Here is a 17,390-nt window from a genome sequence, read left to right on the forward strand (position 1 = left end):
GGTCACCCGCCCGACCCGCGGGCACCCGGAGTCAACGGTCCACGGCGTCGGTATGGCGACGCGGGCGGGCGCCTAGGTGCGGTATTCGGCGTTGATGGTCACGTATTCGTGGGAGAGGTCGCAGGTCCAGAGGTGGGCCCTTCCCGCGCCCCGGCCCAGATCGAGGTGCAGGGTCACCTCCTCGGGGGCCATGGCCGCTTCTCCGGCCTCCTCGGTATAGTCCGGGGCGCGCACGCCGCCCCGAACCACGCATACCTCGCCGATGTGCAGGGTCACTCCGCTCCAGTCCAGCTCCTCCGGGGCCGCCGCCCCGGCGGCCATCAGGATCCGGCCCCAGTTCGGATCGGTCGCGTAGGCGGCCGTCTTTACCAGCGGCGAGCATCCGATTCGGCTGGCGATGGCCTCGGCCTCGGCGGTATCCGCTCCCCCGGTAACCTGGACGGTAAGGAGCTTAGTGGCCCCCTCCCCGTCCCGGACGATGGCCAGGGCCAGATCCTTGCACACCGCTTCCACCGCTTCGGCCACGGTCCCGAAGCGGGGATCGGTGACGTCGGCGATCGGCGCGATCCCCGCCTGGCCGGTGGCGCTCAGCGTTAGCGCATCGTTGGTGGAGGTGTCCCCGTCCACGCTGATGCGGTTGAAGCTTTCCCCCACCGCCTTGCGCAGCATGGCTTCCAGCGGGACGTCCTGAACCGGGGCGTCGGTGGCCACGAAGGCGAGCATGGTGGCCATGTTGGGGTGGATCATCCCGGAGCCCTTGGCGATCCCGGTCACATGCACGGACGTCCCGTCCACGGTAACGGTCCGGCTGGCGCCCTTGAGGCGGGTGTCCGTGGTGCCGATGGCTGCCGCCGCGTCCCACCAGGCCTCCGGCTCCTCCCGGAGCCTATCGCCGCAGACGGGCAGGGCCCGCTCGAAGGGAGCCAGCGGCAGGGGATCGCCGATGACGCCCGTGGAGAAGGGAAGGACGGCATCGGCCTCCACCTCCAGCAGCTCCGCGGCGAGCCGGCAGCTTTCCCGCGCCACCTCCATCCCGGCGTCGCCGGTGCTGGCGTTGGCATTGCCGGAATTGATCACCAGGGCCCGGGGCGCCGCGGCGCGCAGATGCTCCTCGGCCACCAGGACGGGGGCGGCGCGAAGCCGGTTTCGGGTGAAAACGGCGGCGGTGCGGCTTCCGGGTGCCAGCGCCATCACCACGAGGTCCTCGTGGTCGGTATACTTGAAGCCGCCCGCCCCGGTCCCCAGGCGCACCCCCGGGACCGGCGCCAGCGCGGGCCGGTGATCCGCACCCACTGCCACGGCTAGCTCGCCTTACCGTGGCACTGCTTGTACTTCTTCCCCGAACCGCAGGGGCAGGGCTCGTTGCGTCCCACTTTGCGTCCCTCCCGGCGGTAGGTCTGGGGCCGCTCTTCCACCTCGGCCTCCGACGGCTGGGCGTGCTCCCCGGAAGGACCCACCTCCTCCGAGGCCACGGCGCCCTCGGCGGTGGGATGCTGATACTCGATATCCTCCGCGGAGCGGTCCTCCTCGAAGGCCTCCAGGTCCGATTCGGCATTGACCTGCACCTTGTACAGCAGCTCGACCACCTCCTGCTTGAAGCGCTCGAGGAGCTCCTCGAACATGCTGAAGGCTTCGCGCTTGTACTCCTGGATCGGCTGCCGCTGGGCGTAGCCCCGCAGATGGATGCCTTCCTTGAGGTGGTCCATGGCCGCCAAGTGATCCTTCCACTGGGTGTCCAGCACCTGGAGCGCCACCACCTTCTCGAACTCCCGCATCACCTCCGGGCTCACCGAGGTTTCCTTGGCCTGATAGAAATCGGTGACGGCCTCCCAAAGCTTCTGCTTGAGAGTCTCCTCATGCAGGTTGGGATCCTCCTCCAGCCACTGACGCACCGGGAAGTGCAGGCCGAAGGTGTGGTAGAGGCCCTCCTCCAGGCCGGCGGTGTCCCATTCCTCCTCCACGGAGTGGGGCGGCACGTGCTGGTGGAAGACGTTATCCAGCACCGTCTCCCGGAAGGCCTCCACGGTCTCGGAAATGTCCGCGGACTCCATCAGGTTGCGGCGCTGCTCGTAGATGAGCTGGCGCTGCTGGTTGGCCACGTCGTCGTATTCCAGCAGCTGCTTGCGGATGTCGAAGTTGCGCCCCTCCACCTTGCGCTGTGCGTTGGAGATGGCCTTGTTCACCCACGGATGCTCGATGGGCTCCCCCTCGGGCATGCCCAGGCGCTGCATAAGCCCGCTCACCCGCTCGGAGGCGAAGATGCGCATCAGATCATCTTCCAGGGACAGGAAGAAGCGCGAGGAGCCCGGGTCGCCCTGGCGTCCCGAGCGGCCCCGCAGCTGGTTGTCGATTCGCCGGGACTCGTTCCGCTCGGTACCGACGATGTGCAGGCCGCCCAGCTCCACCACTTTGTCGTGCCGCTCCTGCCAGGAGCGGCGCGCCTCCGCCCGGCGGTTCTCCTTTTCGGCCTCGGAGAGCCCGTCGTCCTGGTCGATGGCACGTAGCTCCTGATCCAGGTTCCCGCCGAGGACGATGTCGGTTCCCCGTCCGGCCATGTTGGTGGCGATGGTCACCGCGCCCGGCTGCCCGGCCTGGGCGATGATCTCCGCCTCTTTCTCGTGGTACTTGGCATTCAGGACGTTATGCGGGATCTTGGCCTTGCTGAGCTGCTCGTCCAGCTCCTCCGAGACCGCGATGGAGGCCGTGCCCACGAGTACCGGTTGGCCGCGCTCGTGGCAGTCCCGGATCTCCTCCAGGAGGGCGTCGAACTTCTCCTGCTTGGTGCGGTAGACGACGTCGTCCAGGTCCTCCCGGATCATGGGCTTGTGGGTGGGGACCACCACCACTTCCAGGCTGTAGATCTGGTGGAGCTCCACCGCCTCGGTGTCGGCGGTGCCCGTCATGCCGGAGAGCTTGTCGTATAGCCGGAAGTAGTTCTGGAAGGTGATGGAGGCCAGGGTCTGGTTCTCGTTCTGGATCTCCGCACCCTCCTTGGCCTCCACCGCCTGGTGCAGGCCGTCGGACCAGCGGCGCCCGGGCATCATCCGCCCCGTGAACTCGTCGATGATCACCACCTCGCCGTCGTTGACGATGTAGTCCTTCTCGCGGGTGAACAGGGCGTGGGCGCGCAGCGCCTGGCTCACATGGTGAACGAGGTTCACATTGGCGGCGTCGTACAGGTCGCCTTCGTTGAGCAGTCCGGCCTCGCTCAGCAAGCGCTCCACCTTTTCGTTACCCTCCTCGGTGAGGGTGACCTGGCGCGCCTTTTCATCCACCGTGTAGTCCGTCTCCGCCTCCAGGTTCGGGATGATCCCGTCGATCTTGTAGTAGAGATCGGTACGGTCCTCGGTGGGTCCGGAGATGATCAAGGGAGTTCGCGCCTCGTCGATGAGAATGGAGTCCACCTCGTCGACGATGGAGAAGGCGTGCCCCCGCTGCACCTGCTCTTCCTTGCGGAAGGCCATGTTGTCGCGAAGGAAATCGAAGCCGAACTCGTTGTTGGTCCCGTAGGTGATGTCGCAGGCGTAGGCCTGCTTCCGGTCCTCCGTGGGCATGTTCGCCCGGATGGTCCCCACCGACAGCCCGAGGAACCGGTAGACCTGGCCCATCCACTCCGCGTCGCGGGCGGCCAGGTAATCGTTCACCGTCACCACGTGAACGCCCTCCCCCGCCAGGGCGTTGAGATAGGCGGGCAGGGTGGCCACCAGGGTCTTGCCCTCGCCGGTCTTCATCTCCGCGATCCGGCCCTCGTGGAGTACCATGCCGCCGATGAGCTGGACATCGAAATGGCGCATGCCGAGTACGCGCTGGCTGGCCTCCCGGACCGTGGCGAAGGCCTCGGGCAGCAGGTCGTCCAGGGTTTCCCCGTTGGCGAGGCGCTCGCGGAGCCGCTCCGTCTGCGCGGCCAGATCCGCGTCGCTCAGCCCTTGAACGTTTTCCTCCTGGGCATTGACCCGCTCCACCAGCTTGCGGTGGCGCTTCAAGAGTCGTTCATTCCGGGTACCGAAGGTCTTACCGATCAGCTTGGTCAGCATGGTTGGTCCGTATGGCTGGCAAATGGGGAGAGAACTACGGAACGCCCCCTTCGGAGCTTCCGAAAGCGGGGGCTATTCCTTGGTCCCGTAAAAGGGCGATTGGTTCTTTCGGAGAGATAACGAGAGTACGATAGCGGAACGGCGGGTTACCGGTCCAGGAATTTGCGCGGATCAATGGCCTTGCCGTTGTGCAGAACCTCGAGGTGAATATGCGGACCCGTAGAGCGTCCGGTGTTCCCCACCTCGGCGATTGCGTCCCCTTTCGCCACACGCTCCCCGACATGGACCGTCACCGCTTCATTGTGCCCGTACCGGGTACGGTAGCCATTGCCGTGGTCGATCTCCACCAGCTTCCCGTATCCGTACCGGTCACCGGCCCAGGTTACCACCCCCGGGGCGATGGCATTTACGTCCGAGCCCTCGCGGTTGGCGATATCCACGCCGTCATGGAAGGCCGGATTCCCGGAAAAGGGATCGATGCGGCGGCCGAAATGCGAGGATAGCCATCCACCCTCCGTCGGCCAGCCGTCGGGGCGCATCTTCTGGCGGACATTGCGCCGGTCGATCATGCCCTGCAGCAGCTCCAGCTGGCCCTGGCGATTGGCAATCCGTTCGGAAAGCTGCTCCACCTGGCGCGCCAGCTCGGTCAGGTTCTGTCCTTCCAGCTTCACGCCCCCCGAGCCGCCGTTCCTGCTGTCCTCGGGACCGCCCACCGCCGGGCCGCGCGCGAAGCTGAACTCGCCGTCGTCCAGGCCGGCCACCTTCACCACGCGCTCCCCCAGCGAATCCAGTCGGGTTACGCGCGCCTGCATGGTGCCCACCTGGCGTCCCAGGGTATGCAGGGCCGCCTCCATGCCTTCCCGGGTCTCCCGGAAACGCCTGATATCCGCCTGCAGCGACTGGCGCTCCGATTTGATACGCGAAAGCCGTTGTTCGTACTTGTTTTTCAGGGAGGCCACATCTGGCGGGGAGAGGAGGAACTGCGAGGCAAGGTAGGCAAATACCGCCACGAAGCCCAAGAACGTTACAATACCGCTATAGAGCGTCGTGCGGCTGAAACTGACATGGAACGGCCGCCCGGTGGACCCCCGTGTCAGAACCAGGCAATAGCTCTCTTTGCAGTTTCGTGCCAATTGTCTCTTCCTTTGGGACAGCCGGACGAATTCGCGCCCAATAGCGTAAAAACTAGCAAACATCCCTCCGCTTGGGAAGCGACGCGGGCTAGACATCATGAGACACAGCAAGTCACGTCCGAACGCTGTCGCCAGCTCCATCCGGGAATGGCTCAAGCGTCATGGACTTTCCAAGGAAATCGAGCAGCTTGCCGCGGTTACCCGCCTTTGGGAACGTTCGGCGGGAGGCCAGTGGCGGCAGGTCAGCTGGGTGGAGCGCTGGGACGGAACGGCGCTGACGGTGGGCGTGTCCAGCCCCGGCGTCGCCACGCGTCTGCGCTTCGAGCACGACGAGCTGCTGGCCAGCCTGCAGCGGGATGGGCTCACGGAAGTCCGCGAGCTGAGGGCCGTCGTTCGTCCCAAGGAGGTACGGCGACCGCTGCGGCGCCACCGCCGGTACAGCCCCGGCGGGGCCGTCCGCATGGCGGAATCCGCGGAGGAAATCGCCGACCCCGAGCTCCGCGAGGCCCTTCTGCGCCTGGCGGGGCGCTTGAACGCCCCGCCGGAGGACGGGGAAGGGCAGGGGGGATGACGGGCTTGCGGGGGGGGGGGGTACCGGGACTCAGAGAAAACCCCGTAGCCGCCCCGTGAACAACGCTCCGAGCAGCACCAGGAGAAGGATCAGGACCAGCTGGAGGATGCGGAAGAACCAGCGGAGATAGAAGCGCTCACGGGTGATCACCCAGAGCAGCAGGCTGGCCAGCAGGGCGAGCCCGCCGATGAAGAGGAACAGGCGGAGTACGAACAACCCGCCTCCGCCGCCGGATCAGTGGGACGGGAGCGGATCGAGGTAGGGGCGGGGCTCCATGGCGCTTTCCTCGCGCTCCACGAACTCCCATGCCGAAGCGTCCGCCAGCAGGGCGCGCAGCAGACGGTTATTGAGGGCGTGGCCCGACTTGTGTCCACGGAAATGGCCGAGCACGGGATGGCCCATCAGGTAGAGGTCGCCGATGGAGTCCAGCACCTTGTGGCGCACGAACTCGTCGTGATAGCGCAGACCTTCCTCGTTCAGGAGGCGATGGTCATCCACCACGATGGCGTTGTCCAGGTTGCCGCCCAGCGCAACCCCTTGCTCCTGCAGGCGCTCCACGTCCCGGGCGAAGCCGAAGGTGCGCGCACGGCTGATTTCCCGGGTAAAGGCGGTCTCCGAGAAATCAACCGCCACCTCGTTGTTATTGCGCATCAAGGGGTGGTCGAAGTCGATGGTGAAATGGATGCGCAGGGCGCTGCCCGGCTCGAAGCTCACCCGCCGATCGCCGTCGGTGACCTGCACCCGCCGTTTGATGCGGATGAACCGTTTGGCCGATTCCTGCTCCCGGACGCCGGCGCATTGCAGCAGGAAGACGAAGGGCGCGGCCGATCCGTCCATGATGGGCACCTCCGCGCCGTCCAGATCCACGTAGGCGTTGTCTATGCCCAGTCCAGCGAAGGCCGCCATCAGGTGCTCCACCGTGGCCACCCGGATACCGTTCACGCCGAGCGTGGTGCACAGGGTGGTCTCCACGACATTTTCCACCCAGGCCGGGATCTCCGGACGCTCCGGAAGGTCCGCCCGCCGGAAGATGATGCCGGTGTTTTCCGGGGCTGGGTGGAGGGTTACCGCCACCTTCTCGCCGGAGTGGAGACCGATTCCGGTCCCTTGTATGGAATTGCGGAGCGTCCGTTGAGCGACCATGGCATTTCTACCCTGTAGAGGGCCCGGACCCGATTTCGCGGGTGGTTTCAGACACCCGTTCCGGGCCGGACCGGTTCCTTTGGGGGTACTTATCGTATCGCAAATCCAAAACTTTAGGAAACGCTCCTCAATCGGCTTGTTTTCTTAGAAACGCCGGAATATCAAGGTCGTCCTGATCCAGCTGACTGCCCTGCCCCTGCTCCCGCTGGCGGCGCAGATAGGTCGGGGTATCCAGGGACTCCGCGTTCTCCCTCCGCTGCCGCACCGGAGCCGGCTGGGATTCGGACGCCTTGGGCTTGGCCCGAGCCTTGGCCTCGCCCAGTCCGGTGGCCACCACGGTCACGCGCAGCTCGTCGCTGAGCTCCGGATCGAGCACCGTCCCCATGACGACATTGGCGTCCTCGGAAGCGAACTCGCGCATGACGTTGCCCACGGACTCGAACTCGCTGATGGCCATGTCCATGCCGGCGGTGACGTTCACCAGCACGCCCTTGGCGCCGGAGAGGTCCATGTCCTCCAGCAGCGGGCTGGAGATGGCGTGGTTGGCCGCCTCTTCCGCCCGGTCGTCGCCGGTGGCCGCCGCCGAGCCCATGACCGCCATGCCCATCTCCGACATGACCGTCCGCACGTCCGCAAAGTCCACGTTGATGAGTCCGGGGCGGGTGATCAATTCGGAGATCCCCTGAACCGCGTTCAGCAGCACGTCGTCGGCCCGCTTGAAGGCGTCGAGCAGGCTGGCCTTGCGCCCCATCACCTGCAGGAGCTTCTCGTTGGGGATGGTGATGACCGAGTCCACGTGCTTGGACAAGGCTTCGATGCCCGCATCGGCTTGCTGCTGCCGTTTCTTGCCCTCGAACTCGAAGGGCTTGGTCACCACCGCCACGGTCAGGATGCCCTGCTCCTTCGCCTCCTGGGCGAAGACCGCCGCGGCGCCCGTGCCGGTACCGCCGCCCATGCCGGCGGTTATGAACACCATGTCCGCCCCGGCCTGGACCTCGCGGATCCGGTCCCGATCCTCCTCGGCGGACTGGCGACCCACCTCCGGAGAGGCCCCGGCCCCAAGGCCCTTGGTGATGTTGGCGCCCAGCTGGATCTTGTTCTCCACGTTTATCCGGCGCAAGGCCTGGGCATCGGTGTTGGCGACAATGAACTCCACACCGTCCAGGTTCGAGGCCACCATGTTGGCGATGGCGTTGCCGCCTCCGCCTCCGACTCCCACCACCTTGATGGTGGCGTTGTCCTGGCCCACCGTATCTGCCAGTTCGAACATCGCTCCCCTCCTCCTGGCGCTAGCCTAAGCCCGCTTGGCTTTTCCGATCCGACGGTTCCCGCCCCGGCCTGCGCCGACCGGCGATCCGCCTGCTATGCCCGGCTCCCGGACCGAGCCGGCTCCGCTTCAGCCGGACTGTCCGGCCGGGCAGGAACAGCCCATGCGGGCGCGCCCGTCGATTCCTTTGTATTGATGAAAAAGAAGCTTCTCTCTTCTTTCGCCCATTTCGCTCTTCCGCCCCGGGCTACAGATCCGGCCCGGGGCCCGCCACTCAGAAATTCTCGCGGAACCAGGCCCGCATGCGCTTGACGATCGCCTTCCACCCGGACCCGGTCCAGTCCCGGATGGAGGGCTCCTTGCCGTTATAGCGCCCGAACTCCACCAGCCCCACGCCGGTGGCGTACATGGGGTTGCGGACCACGTCGTTGAGCCCGCCAACCCCTTCCGGAACACCCAACCGGACCGGCGCGTGGAAGATCTCCTCGGCCAGGTCCTGCATCCCCTCCATCTGGCTGGAGCCGCCGGTGAGCACGATCCCCGAGGCCACCACCTCCTCCAGCCCGGAGCGCCGCAGCTCCTCCTGCACCAGGTTGAACAGCTCCTCCACCCGTGGCTGGATGATCTCCGTCAGGGTCTGGCGCGCCAGCTTGCGGGGCTCCCGACCGCCGACGCTGGGGACGTCGATTTCCTCGTCCTCCTTGATCAGGTCGGTGAGCGCGCAGCCGTACTTCTGCTTGATCTCCTCGGCGGCCCAGGTGGGCGTGCGCAGGGCGAAGGCGATGTCGCTGGTGATCTGGTCGCCGCCCACCGGAAGCACCGCCGTATGGCGCAGGCTGCCCTGGGTGAACACGGCGATATCCGAGGTGCCGCCGCCGATATCCACCATGCACACGCCAAGCTCCCGCTCGTCGTCGGAGAGCACCGCTTCGCTGGAGGCCACCTGCTCCAGGACCACGTCGTTGACCTCCAGGTCGCAACGGCGGACGCACTTGATGATGTTCTGCACCGCCGACACCGCGCCGGTAATGACATGGATCTTGGCCTCCAGGCGAACGCCGGACATGCCGATGGGCTCCCGGACGCCCTCCTGGTTGTCGATGATGAACTCCTGGGGCAGCACGTGGAGGATCTTCTGGTCCGTGGGCAGGGCGAAGGCGCGGCCGTTCTCCATGACCCGCTGGACGTCCGCCTCGTCCACCTCCTGGTTCTTGATGGCCACAACGCCCTGGGAGTTGTGGCCCCGGATATGGCTGCCGGCGATTCCGGCCCAGACGGCGTCGATGGAGCACCCGGCCATGAGCTCGGCCTCCTCCACCGCCGCCCGGATAGAGGCCACCGTGGACTCGATGTTCACCACCACCCCCTTGCGCAGGCCCCGGCTGGGGTGGCGGCCGATGCCGATGATCTCCAGGCCGCCGTCCGCGGTCCGGGTACCGACCACGGCGCAGACCTTCGAGGTCCCGATATCGAGTCCGACGATCAGGTTGTTTTCCGTATTCCTGGTCATATCCACCCTTATTCACCCTTTGTTCGGGGGGTGTCCGGTCGCGGCCCGGTCTCCGCGCGTTCCCTGTCCGGTGGTGGCAACTGCCAGCCCATCCGGGTAACGCAGATCGATTCTGCTGACCGCCCGTTCAAGGAGCCTCCATTCGCGCTCGACCCGGAGAAACCGGGCCAACCGCTGCTTCCAGTTGCGACGCCCGAAATGGAGGGCCACCCGGCCGTCCACCTCCGCCATCCACGCGCCGCGTGCATCCACCCGGACTCTGGTGATCCGGTGGCCGCCCAGCCGTTCCTTCAGCACCGCCAGCCGCTCCAGGAGCGCGTCCAGATCCGCCCGGGGACCGGCGAGGCGCGGAAGATCGCCGGGATCGCCCCGGCCGAGGGGCTTGAATACGACGCCCGCCTCGTTCACCAGGCGCCACTGCCCGCCGTGGGACCACAGGGCCCGGGGCTGCTGCTCCTCCACCCGCACCCGCAGCGTGTCGGGCCATTGGCGGCGGATGCGTACCGAACGGATCCAGGGCCGTTCCTCGGTCCGGACCTGCAGGCGCGTCAGGTCGGCGGTGAAGAATCCGCCCTCCAGACGGTCACCCATCCAACGGGCCAGGGCCTGCGGGTCCGTGTGGCGGAAGTCGCCGTTCATGGCCACTTTTCGCACCGGGGCCTGGCGGTCCAGCCACTTTCGGGCCGCATCTAGATTCGCCCACAGCCCACCCAGGACGGCGAGGACCACGGCCCCGGCCACGAGGTACCGCGCGCGCGGCAGGTAGCGGAAGCCGCCGCCTTCACGCCCGGACGGCCGCGCCAAGGATTCGCTCCACCAGCTCATCGAATCCGATTCCCGCGTGGGCCGCCGCCTTGGGAACCAGACTGTGCTCGGTCATGCCGGGGATGGTGTTCACCTCGATCACCTGGACGCCCGACTCCCCGACCATCATGTCCACCCGCCCCCAGCCGCGGCAGTCCAGCGCCCGGAAGGCGTCCAGGGCCACGCTCTGGCAGAACTCCTCCACCTCCGCGCCCAGGCCGGTGGGATGCAGGTACTGGGTACCGGCACCGCTCTCGTACTTCGCGGTATAATCGTAGAAGCCGCGCTGCACCTCCAGGCGGAGCACCGGCAGGGCCTCGCCCTCCAGCACGCCCACCGTGACCTCCACGCCGTCCACCCAGGATTCCGCGAACACCGTATCGTCGTAGGATCGGGCCGATTCCCAGGCCGTGCGCAGCGCCTCCGGCCCGTCGGCACGCGCCATGCCGAGCGAGCTTCCGCTCCGGGCCGGCTTGACCATCACCGGCCAGCCCAGCCGCGCGGGCACGGTTTCCAGGGGCTCCAGCCCGAGATCCACCACTGGCGGCGTGGGCAGCTCGGCCGCCTGCCAGACTCGCTTGGAGCGCAGCTTGTCCATGGCCAGCGCCGAGCCCAGCACCCCGGATCCGGTGTAGGCCAAGCCCATGGTCTCCAGGCAGCCCTGAACCACGCCGTCCTCGCCGAAGGGTCCGTGCAGCGCCACCCAGGCACGGTCCGCGCCGCTCTCGCGCAGTCGTTCCGGGAGATCGCGCCCGGCGTCGATGCGGGCCACCGCGTGGCCCCGCCGCTCCAGGGCGCCGGCCACCGCCTCGCCGCTCTTGAGGCTGATGGCCCGCTCGGCGCTGGGGCCGCCGTAGAGCACCGCCACGGGGGCGCTCATGGCTCGCGCCCCACGATGCGCACCTCCGGCTCCAGCTCCATGCCGAACCGCTCCGCCACCCGCTGCTGGATCAGGCGGATCAGGGCCTCGATATCCGCGGCGGTGGCCTCGCCCCGGTTGATGATGAAGTTGGCGTGGCGCTCCGATACCTCCGCGCCGCCGACCCGGGTGCCCTTCAAACCGGCCGCCTCCACCAAGCGGGCCGCGTGCTCCCCCGGCGGATTGCGGAAGACCGAGCCGGCATTGGCCAGATGCACCGGCTGGGTCCGGCCGCGGTGCTCCAGCAGGGCCTGGGTCCGGGCACGGATCTCCTCCGGATCGCCCGGTTCCAGCCGGATGTGCGCGGCCACGAACCATTCGCCCTCCGGCAAGCGGGAGTGGCGATAGGTGAACCGGAATTCCGCCGGATCAGCTACCCGTACCCGGCCCTGCCGGTCGATGACCTCCGCCGCCTCCAGGATGTCGGCCAGCTCCGAGCCGTAGGCCCCGGCATTCATGGCCAGCGCCCCGCCGACCGCCCCGGGAATACCGGCCAGGAACTCCGCGCCCGCGAGCCCCTGATCCGCGCAGAAGCGTGCCACCCGGGCGGAGCTGACGCCGGCCTCGGCACGCACCCGGGTATCGTCCAGGCGCTCCAGCGCCTTGGGACCGCCGCGTGTGCAGATCACCGTACCCGCAACGCCGCCGTCCCGGACCAGGAGGTTGGAACCGTGGCCCATCCACAGGAAGGGCTCCACCGCCTCCCCGCCGGCGAGGAATTCCTGCAGGTCGGCCAGGGTCCGCGGGGCGAACAGGCGATCCGCGGTTCCGCCCACCCGCCAGGTGGTGCGCGGCGCCATGGGCGCATCGAACTGGACCCTCGCGCGGCGGTCGGCGGCTGACGCGTTCACTCCTCCACCTCCCCGTCCGGGCACAGCTCCCGGGCCAGGGCGCCGATATCCCCGGCGCCGAGGGTAAGCACCACGTCTCCGGGGCGGACCGTTTCCTCCAGCGCTTCGGCCATCCCTGAGAGGGGCCCCACGAAGCGCACCTCGGGGTGGCCGTGGCGCGTCACCGCCTCGTGGAGGTCGCGGCCCTCCGCGCCCGGGATCGGCTCCTCGCCGGCGGGGTAGACCTCCGCGAGCAGGAGCCGGTCGGCCGCGTCGAAGGCCCCGCCAAACTCTTCCAGCAGATCCCGGGTCCGGGTGTAGCGGTGCGGCTGGAAGGCCACCACCATCCGCCGCTCCGGCCAAGCCTCGCGTACCGCCGCCAGGGTCAGCCGCACCTCCTCCGGGTGATGGCCGTAGTCGTCCACGTACAGCACGCCGTCGCGCTCGCCCCGGAGCTCCGTGCGCCGGCCCACCCCCGAGAAAGCCTCCAGGCCCCGGCGAATGGCCTCCGGATCTACCCCCAGGTGGTCGGCCACGGCGATGGCGGCGAGCGCGTTGGCGATGTTGTGCCGGCCCGGCAGATTCAGGGACACGGTGGCCAGCGGCGACTCCTCGTTCTGCCGCCAGCATTCGAAGCGCATCCGTCCGCCCCGGGCGGTCACGTTGCGGGCCTGGTAGTGGGCCTCCGTTTCCAGCCCATAGGTCACCCAGGGCTTGGTGAGCCGGGGCAGCAGGGCCCGCACCCGCGGGTGGTCGTTGCACAGCACGGCGAGTCCGTAGAAGGGCACCTGCTGCAGGAACTGCAGGAAGGCGGCCTCCAGGCGCTCGGGATCGCCGCCGTAGGTGTCCATGTGGTCCGGATCCATGCCCGTGACCACCGCCACCTGCGGATGCAGGTAGAGGAAGGAGGCGTCGCTCTCGTCCGCCTCGGCCACCAGGTAGTCGCCCTCGCCCAGCAGGCCGTTGCCGGTGATGCTGTTCAGCCGGCCGCCGATAACCATAGTGGGATCCAGGCCGCCCTCGTGGAGCAGCGTGGCCACCAGGGAGGTGGTGGTGGTCTTGCCGTGGGTGCCCGCAACCGCGACGCCGCGCTTGAAGCGCATGAGCTCGGCCAGCATCTCCGCCCGGGGGATGACCGGCACCGCCGAGTCGAGGGCGGCGGCCACTTCCGGATTGGCCCGCGATACCGCCGACGAAGTCACCACCACATCGGCTCCGGCGATATTGGCCGGATCGTGGCCGATGTGCACCGCCGCACCCAGCTCCCGCAGGTGGGCGACCGTCCCCGACTCCTTGAGGTCCGAGCCGCTCACCGGGAATCCGAGGGCGAGGAGCACCTCGGCGATACCGCTCATGCCCACCCCGCCGATGCCGACGAAATGGATCCGGTGGTGCCGTTCCGGTCCCACCGGCCGGCGTACCGCCTCAAAGGGTCCCTTATCCTGCATTTTCCCCTCCCTCCAGGCAGTGATCCGCCACGATGCGCGCGGCATCGGGGCGGGCAAATTCACGGGCGGCCTCGGCCATGCGGGCGAGCTCCGCACGCTCCCCCAGCCGGCCCCGGAGCAGCCCGAGCACGGCCTCCGTGCTCCATTCCTGCTGGGTCAGGCATACCGCGGCGTCCCGGTGCACCAGGGCCTCGGCATTCCTGCGCTGATGATCGTCCACCGCATGCGGGAATGGCACCAGAACCGAGGGCACCCCCACCGCCGCAAGCTCCGCCACCGTGGCGGCTCCGGCCCGGCAGAACACCAGGTCGCACCAGGCATAGGCGGCCGCCATGTCGTCGATGAAGGGGGTCACGTCGGCTTCCACCCCCGCCTCTGCATAGGCCCGCTCCACCGTGGCCCCTTCCGTGCGGCCCGCCTGGTGCCAGACGGTGACCGGGCGCTCGGCGGCCAGTGCCGCCAGGCACCCGGGTACTTCCCGGTTGAGGAACTGCGCCCCCTGGCTGCCTCCGAATACCAGCACCCGCAGTGGGCCGGTGCGCTCGGCGTAGCGCCCGGCCGGGGCATCCACGTCCAGGAGACCACGGCGCACCGGGGTACCCACCCACTCGGCCCGGGCGCCGAGCTGCTCCGCCGCTTCGGGGAAGCCGGTGAGCGTGCGGCGGGCCAGCCGGCGCAGGAGCCGGATGGTCAGCCCGGGCACGGCATTTTGCTCGTGCAGGACCAGGGAGCGACCCTGCAGCCGCGCGGCGAGCCCGGTGGGAGCCGCCGCGTAACCGCCCATGGCGAGTACCGCCCCGGGCCGCAGCCGTCGCAGGATTCCCATGGCCGCGGTAACCGACTTGGCCAGCGCCCAGGGCAGCGCGGCCCAGCGCCGCCAGCCGCTGCCACGCAGCCCCCGCATCTCCAGCAGCTCCAGGTTGTAGCCGGCCGCCGGCACGGCCCGGGCCTCCACACCGGCGCTGGTCCCCAGGAAGTGCACCTCCACGCCGCGGCGGGCCAGCTCATCCGCCACCGCCAGGGCCGGAAACACATGTCCCCCGGTGCCGCCGGCGGCAATGGCAACCCGGGCTATCGCCGCACCTCCCGCGGCCTCCTTCCCGCTCGGGTATAGCCCCTTCATGCCGCCGCCCCCGCACCGGCGGGGATGGCTCCCCTGCCGCCGTCCCCCCGGGCACCCGCGGGATCGGCTCCTCCGACACGCCCCCGGTGGCGGTCGATGGACGCCAGGATGCCCAGGGCGGCCAGCGTGGTCACCAGGCTCGACCCGCCGTAGCTCATGAGCGGCAGCGTCAGCCCCTTGGTGGGCAGCAGGCCCAGGTTCACGCCCATGTGGGCCAGGGCCTGGAAGCCCAGGATGAAGGTGATACCCTGCGCCACCAGCCGGCCGTAGGCGTCTCCCGCCCGCTCGGCAATGGCGAAGCCGCGCTGCACCAGCAGGCCGTAGAGGGCCAGCACCGTCAGAGTACCGATCAGGCCCAGCTCCTCGCCGATCACGGCGAAGAGGAAATCCGTATGGGGCTCCGGCAGGTAGAACAGCTTCTGGATACTGTCGCCGAGCCCCACCCCGCTGTACTCCCCCCGGCCGAAGGCGATCAGGGACTGGCGGAGCTGGAAGCCGGAATCCTGCGGATCGGCCCAGGGGTCCAGGAAGGCCACAACCCGCTGGTAGCGGTAGGCGCTGCCGAATACCGCCCAGGCCGCCAGGGGCAGGGCCGCCAACGCCGCCGCCAGGAGATGGCGCAGGCGGATGCCGCCCAGGAAGCCCATCACCAGGCCGGTACCCACCACCATGGCGGCGCCACCGAAATCGGGCTCCAGCAGCAGCAGGGCCGCCGAAAGCCCGGAGATCACCAGGATCGGCAGCAGGCCGTGCGCGAAGGTGCCCAGCCGTGCCTCACCCTTGCGCACCAGATAGCCGCCCAGATAGAGGATGAAGGCGATCTTGAACGGCTCCGACACCTGTACCTGCACCGGGCCCAGATCCAGCCATCGTGCCGCGCCGCCCACCCGCACCCCGATCCCCGGGATCAGCACCAGCACCAGCGCCACCAGGCCGGCCAGAAGGGCGAAGGGGGCCAAGCGCCGCCAAAGAGCCGGCGGCGCAAGCGCACACCCCGCTCCTACGCCCAGCCCCAGCAGGACGTACACAGCCTGCCTGGCCACCACGTGAAAGGAGCTGCCCACCTCCTCGGCGGCCAGGGCCGCGGAGGAGGAATAGACCATGACCAGCCCCAGACCCAGCAGGGCGACCATCGCCGCCAGCAGGAGGGGATCGGGGAGCTCGCGGCGCCAGCGTGCTTCAGCGGAGGGCATGCTGCGCCTCCAGGGTGGCCACCGCGGCCCGGAAATCCTCGCCGCGCGCCTCGAAATTGGGGTACTGGTCGAAGCTCGTGCAGCCGGGCGAGAGCACCACCGTGTCCCCGGGCCGGGCCACCTTCGCGGCCCGGCGCACGGCGGCCCGCATGTCGTTTGCCTGATGCACTGGCACCACATCCGCAACGGCGTCCGCGATCTCCGCGCTGGCCTCGCCGATGAGGACCGCCTCCCGGCAATGCGCCGCCAGCACCGGGCGCAGAGCGATGAAATCGCCGCCCTTGTTTACCCCGCCGGCGATCCATACCCAGCGCCCCTCCAGGCCTTCCAGGGCGGAGGCCACGGCGCCCAGGTTGGTGCCCTTGGAGTCGTTCACATAGCGCACCCCGCCCACCGTGGCCACCGGCTCCATACGGTGGGGCAAACCGCCGAAACCGCGCATGGCACGAGCCATGGCGGTATCCTCCAGACCTGCGGCCCGGCCCGCGGCCAGCGCGGCCAGCGCGTTCAAGCGATTGGGGGCGCCCACGAGCGGCCAGTCCCGCTCCGGAAGAACCGGCTCCGGCGAGGCGGTCCCGCCCAGGGCGAGCCACCGCGCACCGTTTTCTTCCGTCAGGCCCGCGTCTCCGGGCTCGGGCGCTCCGGTACCGAACCAAACCCGACGCACCTCCGCGGGCAGGCGCCCCGCATGCCCGCGGACCTCCGGATCGTCACCGTTGAGCACGGCCACATCGCCGGCGCCCATGTTCGCGAACAGGCGGAGCTTGGCCGCGTAATAGGCGCGCTCGTCGGGGTACCGGTCAAGGTGGTCGGCGCTCAGATTGAGGAGCACCCCCACCTGGGGCCGGAAGGTATCCAGACCCTCGGCCTGGAAGCTGGAGACCTCCAGCACATAGGCCTCCGGAACGTGGTCATCGAGCAGCTGCAGGGCCGGCGTACCCAGGTTTCCGCCCACCCGGACCGACCGCCCGGCCGCTTCGAACATGGCGCCCACCAGCGTGGTGACGGTGCTCTTTCCGTTGGAGCCGGTGATCGCCACCACCGGCGCACCCGCGTAGCGCCCGAAGAGCTCCACATCACCGATCACCGGGACGCCAGCTGCCGCCGCGGCGCGGATGGCGCTTTCCGCCAGCGGGACACCGGGGCTCACCACCACCAGCTCCTGGCGCGCCAGCAGGCTTCCGTCGAGGCCGCCCAATGCAATCTCCGCCAGCCCCTCTTTCGCTTCCGGATCCGCCAGCGCGGGCGGATCGGCGCGGGTATCGGTGAGCGCCACCCGGGCCCCGGCCGCCCGCAGGAAGCGTACCGCGCTGAGCCCGGTCTTTCCCGCCCCCACCACCGCGGCCCGGCGACCGGTCAGGTCGGCGCGGGCATCGGCAAGGGGGCTCGGGGTCCGGGCGATCATCGGCGCATGC

General features: G+C 68.9%; 15 protein-coding genes. 1 reads left to right on the top strand and 14 read right to left on the bottom strand.

The features are described from left to right. Window positions 1–72 precede the first annotated feature (72 nt). From argJ to ACERLL_RS11265, 3 genes are all read right to left on the bottom strand, one after another. Window positions 73–1,299 carry a bifunctional glutamate N-acetyltransferase/amino-acid acetyltransferase ArgJ gene (gene argJ, locus ACERLL_RS11255; RefSeq protein WP_373656193.1) on the bottom strand — a complete coding sequence of 409 codons (1,227 nt, stop codon included), beginning with the start codon at window positions 1,297–1,299 and terminating at the stop codon, window positions 73–75. A gap of 2 nt (window positions 1,300–1,301) precedes the next feature. Beyond that, window positions 1,302–4,034 (bottom strand): preprotein translocase subunit SecA, encoded by a 2,733-nt coding sequence (gene secA / locus ACERLL_RS11260; RefSeq protein WP_373656194.1) that lies wholly within the window; start codon window positions 4,032–4,034, stop codon window positions 1,302–1,304. A 146-nt stretch (window positions 4,035–4,180) separates the two neighbouring features. Next, on the bottom strand, window positions 4,181–5,167 hold the full coding sequence (locus ACERLL_RS11265) for a peptidoglycan DD-metalloendopeptidase family protein (RefSeq protein WP_373656195.1): 987 nt from the start codon (window positions 5,165–5,167) through the stop codon (window positions 4,181–4,183). Window positions 5,168–5,264: 97 nt separating this feature from the next. Between ACERLL_RS11265 and ACERLL_RS11270 the strand changes: the two genes are divergently transcribed. Continuing rightward, a complete protein-coding gene (locus ACERLL_RS11270; RefSeq protein ID WP_373656196.1) occupies window positions 5,265–5,738 on the top strand; it encodes a DciA family protein in 474 nt (157 codons plus the stop codon). A 30-nt stretch (window positions 5,739–5,768) separates the two neighbouring features. Here ACERLL_RS11270 and ACERLL_RS11275 read toward each other — a convergent pair whose 3' ends face one another. From ACERLL_RS11275 to murD, 11 genes are all read right to left on the bottom strand, one after another. Then, on the bottom strand, window positions 5,769–5,954 hold the full coding sequence (locus ACERLL_RS11275; RefSeq protein ID WP_373656197.1) for a hypothetical protein: 186 nt from the start codon (window positions 5,952–5,954) through the stop codon (window positions 5,769–5,771). Between the two features lie 18 nt (window positions 5,955–5,972). Then, window positions 5,973–6,881 (bottom strand): UDP-3-O-acyl-N-acetylglucosamine deacetylase, encoded by a 909-nt coding sequence (lpxC, locus tag ACERLL_RS11280; protein ID WP_373656198.1) that lies wholly within the window; start codon window positions 6,879–6,881, stop codon window positions 5,973–5,975. 127 nt (window positions 6,882–7,008) lie between these two features. Beyond that, window positions 7,009–8,151, bottom strand: coding sequence for a cell division protein FtsZ (ftsZ, locus tag ACERLL_RS11285; RefSeq protein ID WP_373656199.1), 1,143 nt, complete (start codon window positions 8,149–8,151; stop codon window positions 7,009–7,011). A 271-nt stretch (window positions 8,152–8,422) separates the two neighbouring features. Next, a complete protein-coding gene (gene ftsA / locus ACERLL_RS11290) occupies window positions 8,423–9,658 on the bottom strand; it encodes a cell division protein FtsA (RefSeq protein ID WP_373656200.1) in 1,236 nt (411 codons plus the stop codon). A 12-nt stretch (window positions 9,659–9,670) separates the two neighbouring features. Beyond that, a complete protein-coding gene (locus ACERLL_RS11295) occupies window positions 9,671–10,462 on the bottom strand; it encodes a cell division protein FtsQ/DivIB (RefSeq protein ID WP_373656201.1) in 792 nt (263 codons plus the stop codon). Continuing rightward, on the bottom strand, window positions 10,440–11,342 hold the full coding sequence (locus tag ACERLL_RS11300) for a D-alanine--D-alanine ligase (RefSeq protein WP_373656202.1): 903 nt from the start codon (window positions 11,340–11,342) through the stop codon (window positions 10,440–10,442). Before ACERLL_RS11300 ends, ACERLL_RS11295 begins: the two co-directional genes overlap by 23 nt. Further along, complete coding sequence (gene murB / locus ACERLL_RS11305; RefSeq protein ID WP_373656203.1) at window positions 11,339–12,232, bottom strand: UDP-N-acetylmuramate dehydrogenase; 894 nt, start codon at window positions 12,230–12,232, stop codon at window positions 11,339–11,341. Before murB ends, ACERLL_RS11300 begins: the two co-directional genes overlap by 4 nt. Further along, complete coding sequence (murC, locus tag ACERLL_RS11310; RefSeq protein ID WP_373656204.1) at window positions 12,229–13,659, bottom strand: UDP-N-acetylmuramate--L-alanine ligase; 1,431 nt, start codon at window positions 13,657–13,659, stop codon at window positions 12,229–12,231. The genes murB and murC overlap by 4 nt, the downstream gene beginning before the upstream one ends. Continuing rightward, window positions 13,649–14,782: an undecaprenyldiphospho-muramoylpentapeptide beta-N-acetylglucosaminyltransferase gene (gene murG / locus ACERLL_RS11315; protein WP_373656205.1), complete on the bottom strand. Its 1,134-nt coding sequence runs from the start codon at window positions 14,780–14,782 to the stop codon at window positions 13,649–13,651. Before murG ends, murC begins: the two co-directional genes overlap by 11 nt. Then, window positions 14,779–15,975 (bottom strand): putative lipid II flippase FtsW, encoded by a 1,197-nt coding sequence (gene ftsW, locus ACERLL_RS11320; RefSeq protein ID WP_373656206.1) that lies wholly within the window; start codon window positions 15,973–15,975, stop codon window positions 14,779–14,781. The genes murG and ftsW overlap by 4 nt, the downstream gene beginning before the upstream one ends. Beyond that, window positions 15,962–17,380: a UDP-N-acetylmuramoyl-L-alanine--D-glutamate ligase gene (gene murD / locus ACERLL_RS11325; RefSeq protein WP_373656207.1), complete on the bottom strand. Its 1,419-nt coding sequence runs from the start codon at window positions 17,378–17,380 to the stop codon at window positions 15,962–15,964. The genes ftsW and murD overlap by 14 nt, the downstream gene beginning before the upstream one ends. Window positions 17,381–17,390 lie beyond the last annotated feature (10 nt).

Origin of the sequence: Thiohalorhabdus sp. Cl-TMA (genome assembly GCF_041821045.1) — a bacterium.
Taxonomy (GTDB): domain Bacteria; phylum Pseudomonadota; class Gammaproteobacteria; order Thiohalorhabdales; family Thiohalorhabdaceae; genus Thiohalorhabdus; species Thiohalorhabdus methylotropha.